Annotated in this window: 6 protein-coding genes and 1 pseudogene; 6 read left to right on the top strand and 1 reads right to left on the bottom strand. The window is 53.2% G+C overall.

Features of this window, described 5'->3' with window-relative positions; genetic code table 11:
• Both L692_RS33275 and spoIIM read left to right on the top strand, forming a co-directional pair.
• Positions 1 to 542: pseudogene (locus L692_RS33275) on the top strand (TIGR00375 family protein); the annotation flags it as partial.
• A gap of 56 nt (positions 543 to 598) precedes the next feature.
• Positions 599 to 1,231, top strand: a complete 633-nt coding sequence (gene spoIIM, locus L692_RS0125835; RefSeq protein ID WP_025702785.1) for a stage II sporulation protein M — start codon at positions 599 to 601, stop codon at positions 1,229 to 1,231.
• 16 nt (positions 1,232 to 1,247) lie between these two features.
• Here spoIIM and L692_RS32195 read toward each other — a convergent pair whose 3' ends face one another.
• Positions 1,248 to 1,691, bottom strand: a complete 444-nt coding sequence (locus L692_RS32195) for a hypothetical protein (RefSeq protein ID WP_156940594.1) — start codon at positions 1,689 to 1,691, stop codon at positions 1,248 to 1,250.
• Positions 1,692 to 2,349: 658 nt separating this feature from the next.
• Between L692_RS32195 and fur the strand changes: the two genes are divergently transcribed.
• The 4 genes from fur to deoB form a co-directional block, all read left to right on the top strand.
• Positions 2,350 to 2,817 carry a ferric iron uptake transcriptional regulator gene (gene fur / locus L692_RS0125830; RefSeq protein ID WP_025702784.1) on the top strand — a complete coding sequence of 156 codons (468 nt, stop codon included), beginning with the start codon at positions 2,350 to 2,352 and terminating at the stop codon, positions 2,815 to 2,817.
• Positions 2,818 to 3,090: 273 nt separating this feature from the next.
• Positions 3,091 to 3,324, top strand: coding sequence for a DUF4227 family protein (locus tag L692_RS0125825; RefSeq protein ID WP_025702783.1), 234 nt, complete (start codon positions 3,091 to 3,093; stop codon positions 3,322 to 3,324).
• 153 nt (positions 3,325 to 3,477) lie between these two features.
• Positions 3,478 to 4,371 (top strand): site-specific tyrosine recombinase XerD, encoded by an 894-nt coding sequence (gene xerD, locus L692_RS0125820; protein WP_025702782.1) that lies wholly within the window; start codon positions 3,478 to 3,480, stop codon positions 4,369 to 4,371.
• Between the two features lie 78 nt (positions 4,372 to 4,449).
• Positions 4,450 to 5,116 (top strand): phosphopentomutase (gene deoB / locus L692_RS0125815; RefSeq protein ID WP_025702781.1); only part of this gene is annotated, 667 nt, incomplete at its 3' end.

The raw sequence follows: 5,116 nt of genomic DNA, 5'->3' as shown, positions 1-5,116 counted from the left end.
TATTTCGGGCTGGAGAACGCGCTGCGCATTGCGGCGCCCCTTCGTTTGCGGAGCTTCGGCTCACGCTCGAAGGGCGCGAAGGCCGCCGGGTGGCGGCCAACTACGGGCTTAATCCCCGGCTGGGCAAGTATCACCGCACGTACTGCGCGGGCTGCGGCAGCATTATCGACGAAGCTTATGCGACCTCGCAGCGCTGCCCCTACTGCGGCGGCACGAAGCTGGTTCAGGGCGTGCTGGACCGGATTCTGAATATCGCGGACCGGGAGAAGCCGTTTGTTCCGGGCGGCCGCCCGCCTTACCGCTATCAGGTTCCGCTGGAGTTCATCCCGGGTCTTGGCAGGGCGAAGATGAATCTGCTGCTGCGGGCCTTCGGCACCGAGATGAATATCCTGCACGAAGCGGGCGAGAAGGAGCTGGCTGAGGTAGCCGGCGCGGAGCTGGCTTCGAAGATCGCCGCCGCCCGCTCCGGAAGGCTGGAGCTTACCGCCGGCGGAGGCGGAACGTACGGCAGGGTCGCCGTCCCGTCCAAGGACAAGTCATAGAGCGGGGCGCATCCTCATATGGTGTAACATGTGACCATGAGAGGAGAACGTCCCTGATGCGGAACTTCCGTCATATGATTAAGGAGCAGACGCCGCTTTATATTTTTGTCGCCGTGTTATTCCTGGTGGGGGTCGTCTTCGGCGCCCTGATTGTCAGCGCGCTGACGATGGACCAGCAGCAGGAGCTCGGCGACTATCTGGGCAATTTCTTTATGACCGTGGACCAACACGGGCTTCCCGCAGCGCCGGAATCGTTCTGGAGCATCGCGGGTCTTCACCTGAAATGGATCGGCCTAATCTGGATTCTCGGCCTGTCGGTTATCGGGCTTCCGGGCATCCTTGTCCTGGATTTTCTCAAGGGCGTCCTGATCGGCTTCACAGTAGGCTGCCTGGTCAGCCAGTATTCATGGCACGGTTTGCTGTTTGCGCTTGTATCGGTTGCGCCGCATAACCTGGTGGTGATCCCGGCGCTTCTCGTATGCAGCGCGGCGGCCATCGCTTTTTCGCTGCTCATGATCCGCAGCAGGGTGACCGCTCGCCGTCCCCTTCGCGTCGGGCGTCCTTTTGCCATGTATACGATTCTGTCCTTGATTATGGCCGTCCTCATTCTCGGCGTCTCCTCCTTCGAGACGTGGGTGACGCCGACCATGATGCGCTGGATAACTCCTATGCTTGTTCAAAAAGGCTGATAGGTATTAGTATTGGCTATTTCTCTGGATGTAGGATGTCTCCAAAGTGGATTTGCACTTTATCGGAGGCGTCCTTTTTCATTTTGTTGGTGACATGGGTGTGTACCTTGATTGTCGTTTTAGAGGCGCTATGGCCTTGATCGGTTAATGCCTTTCTTACGTCAGTTGGATCATCAAAAAATGAACTATACCAAGTGGGACTTGAAGTTCCTGAATAAATTTGCGCTGCACCTGCAACTCTACCGACATAAGCATAATGCATATTACCTAGATCTTCTCCAGTGGTAGTTAAACCGTTAAATAAATATTTTGCTGAATATCCGTATGTCCATTTGTAATCCCAAACTCCACGACTCTTAACACGTTCAGCAAATTCCATCCCGGTACTGATTGGATAGGTCCCAAATAGAGTAGATTCTTCGTAAGCATAGTAAGCCATGATTGCTGCGTTGGTTCTCATAATTCCAGAGAATTCTATTTTGATATATCATCAATAAAATAAACTGGTATGAAATGGGAGGGGATATTGATGAAAAAAACAAGTACGGTTTCTTTGCTGCTATCACTTTTTAATTGGGCGGTTTTCTTTTTCACAATGTCACGAAACTTGATACATATATAATGTGCAAATTTTTAATAGAGAAATTTACTATTTACTATTGTTTAGTACAACTATAAGTTTCTTGATCAGCATAATCGGGTTCTATAACATGAAAAACAGAAGCACGAACATAAAATTATTGTGCGGCTTATTATTAAGTGTAGTTTTGGCGTTTGTTTTGCTGTGTGTTATATTCTTTGGAGAGTTAGCTAGCTAATTTAGAATCGTATAATCCAGCTTATCAGCATAAGCAGAAACAGATAAAGTTTGAGGACAAGGGATAAACAAATCCCGGAGCACTATAACTCTCCATGACCAGTAAGTCGATAAAACAATGCATCCCATCCTCCAATCTCAATTAAATAATGCGCTGGGTAACCCCCTCTTTGGTGCAGACGACTTCGGAGCAGGGCGGACAGTAAAAGCGTTTGACTTCTCAAGATTAATCCCCCTATAATGAAAGAAGTGACTTTAGAGAACGCAGCGCTTTTTTTCCTGGGGGGGAGGGACAATGATTATGGAAGACAAGATCGATAAAATTAAGCAGCAATTGCAATCCCAGGGATACAAGCTTACACCCCAACGGGAAGCTACCGTCCGCGTACTGCTGGAGAATGAGGATGATCATCTCAGCGCCGAAGATGTGTTCATGCTTGTAAAGGAGAAGGCTCCCGAGATCGGTCTCGCCACCGTATATCGTACCCTTGAACTTCTCAGCGAGCTCCATATTGTGGAGAAGATCAACTTCGGCGATGGCGTCGCCAGATACGATCTGCGTACGGATACTTCCAAGCATCATCATCATCATATGATATGCGTGCAGTGCGGCAGCATGGATGAAGTCCGTGAAGACTGGCTCGGATCGCTGGAGGAGAAGCTGGATAAGGAATACAATTTCTCGGTGATCGATCACAGACTTGATTTTCACGGGATTTGCTACCGCTGCCGGGAGAAGAACAAATCGGAAGGGAACCGCAACGAGTAATTTTACAGAACGGTTCTACCCACTTTTTTAGAGTGCGGTGATCCGAATGAAATGAATAGAAGCTACAACCCGAAAGCTCTCCCCGGCTCGATGCCGGAGAGGGCTTTTTGTTGGCGGCCAGACAGTGAGAACCCGGCCCGTCGGCGGCCGGTCTATACATAAGAGAACCTGTTGATGCATAAAGTGAGGGAAGGAGATTGTCCGTGTCGGCGGCCTTGCCATCCGGGATCAACTGCTGTATGTGTCCAAAGTTCTTGGCGGGAGGAATGCCATATGATCTTTTCCGTACCCAAAGCGCTTCGACGGCTCGGTTACATTGTGATATTTGTCGCATTGAGCTTCCTGTTCTATAATATAATGGACCTGCTTCACAGCTGGATCAACCCTGTGCCCGACCCGGATATACCGGAAGGCTCGGCGGTCCGGGCGTTCAACGAAATTCAGCCTGGGGGAGAGGCGATGAATCCGGCAGAGCGCCTTCGTCTGTATTACTGGTACGGGGAGTAGATCTGTTTCGGGCAGGAATCATTACGAAAGTTGTCGAATGAATGTATGGAAGCGGGAGCGAATCCGGAGATTGCAAGTCTCCCGCGGCAAGGCGCCTCTTGGCGCCGAATCTTTAGCCGCGCTATATCGGCGCGCCGGGTAGGAGCGTAACCGATGAAGTCAAACTTGCAAGCCTTTTTGCAGTATCTTTCCGAGGAAAAAAATGTGGCGTCCAGCACCCTGGAATCCTACGGACGCGATATCGCGCAGTTTCTGGACTACGCTGCGGAGCGCGGCGCCCTGTCGCCGGACGATATCCGCAAGCCGCTGGTTACGCTCTATCTCAGCGGGCTTAAAGCGGCGGGGCGGGCTGCGGCGACCATTAACCGCAACAAGGTCTCGCTCCGCGCCTTTTTTCAATTCCTGCTAAAGGAGAGGCTGATCGCAGCGGACCCGACGCTTGAAATGGAAAGGGTCCGGTCCGAGAGGAAGGCCCCGCTGGTGCTGAGCATTGAAGAGGTGGAGCGTCTCCTGGAAGCGCCCGATCTCTTGACTCCGCATGGACTGCGTGACAAGGCGATGCTTGAGCTTCTGTATGCGACCGGAATCCGGGTGTCCGAGCTGATTATGCTTGATGTGGGCGATGTGCAGACCGGTCTCGGATTTGCGCGGTGCTCCGGTGCAGGGGGCAAGGAGCGGGTGGTTCCAATTGGAGCTGCCGCGTCGGAATGCGTGGAGGCTTATACCGGCAGCGCCCGGGACAAGCTGCTGCGCGAAGGGAAGAATGAACCGGCCCTGTTTCTGAACAGTCTCGGCGGCAGGCTCACCCGGCAGGGCTTCTGGAAAATGATTAAAAAATATGCGAAGGAAACGAACATTCGGCAGGATATTACGCCGCATACGCTGCGGCATTCGTTCGCCGCTCATCTGCTGGAGAGAGGAGCCGATTTGCGCTCCGTGCAGCAAATGCTCGGACATGCTGACATTTCCACTACGCAGATGTACAGCGGAATCGCCCGCGCGAATATGAAGGAAGTCTATGAAAGGCATCATCCCCGGGCGAGGTAACGCCTTTTCCCGGGAAATAAATCGGGTGATGATTGAACAGGAACATACCATACTTAGGTTGAGGGAGCGTGGACGGAAGTGTCCTCTTTTAAACGGATTTGCTTTATCGTACTTGACAGTGTCGGCATCGGGGAAGCTCCGGATGCCGCCGCCTTCGGCGATGCCGGGGCGCATACGCTCGGCCATATTCTGGAGCGGAATCCCGGGCTGAAGCTGCCGAACATGCAGCGTCTGGGCCTGGCGAACATTGCTCCCCTGCCGCCGCTTGAGCCGGTTAAGACCCCGGAGGGCTATTACGGCAAGATGCAGGAGGTTTCCGTTGGCAAAGATACGATGACCGGCCACTGGGAACTGATGGGGCTGAAGATCGAGACGCCGTTCAATACGTATCCGGACGGATTTCCGGACGAGCTTATACAGAAATTCGAGGCTGCGACAGGGCGCAAGGTTATCGGCAACAAACCGGCCTCCGGCACCGAAATTCTTGTCGAATACGGCGAGGAGCAGCTGAAGACGGGGGCATGGATCGTCTATACCTCGGCGGATAGCGTATTCCAGTTGGCCGCGCATGAGGAGGTCATTCCGCTGGATGAGCTGTACCGCGCCTGCCATATCGCCAGAGAGCTGACGATGGCGCCGGAATTCTCGGTGGGCCGGGTCATTGCCCGGCCTTACGTCGGAGCACCCGGAAGCTTTACCCGTACGCCGAACCGGCATGATTATGCGGTGAAGCCGCCGGAGCCGA

It is taken from the genome of Paenibacillus forsythiae T98 (assembly GCF_000520735.1).
In the GTDB taxonomy this organism is placed as follows: domain Bacteria; phylum Bacillota; class Bacilli; order Paenibacillales; family Paenibacillaceae; genus Paenibacillus_AQ; species Paenibacillus_AQ forsythiae.
Note: the sequence above shows the minus strand (reverse complement) of the source record. Positions and strands in the feature narration are given on the sequence as shown.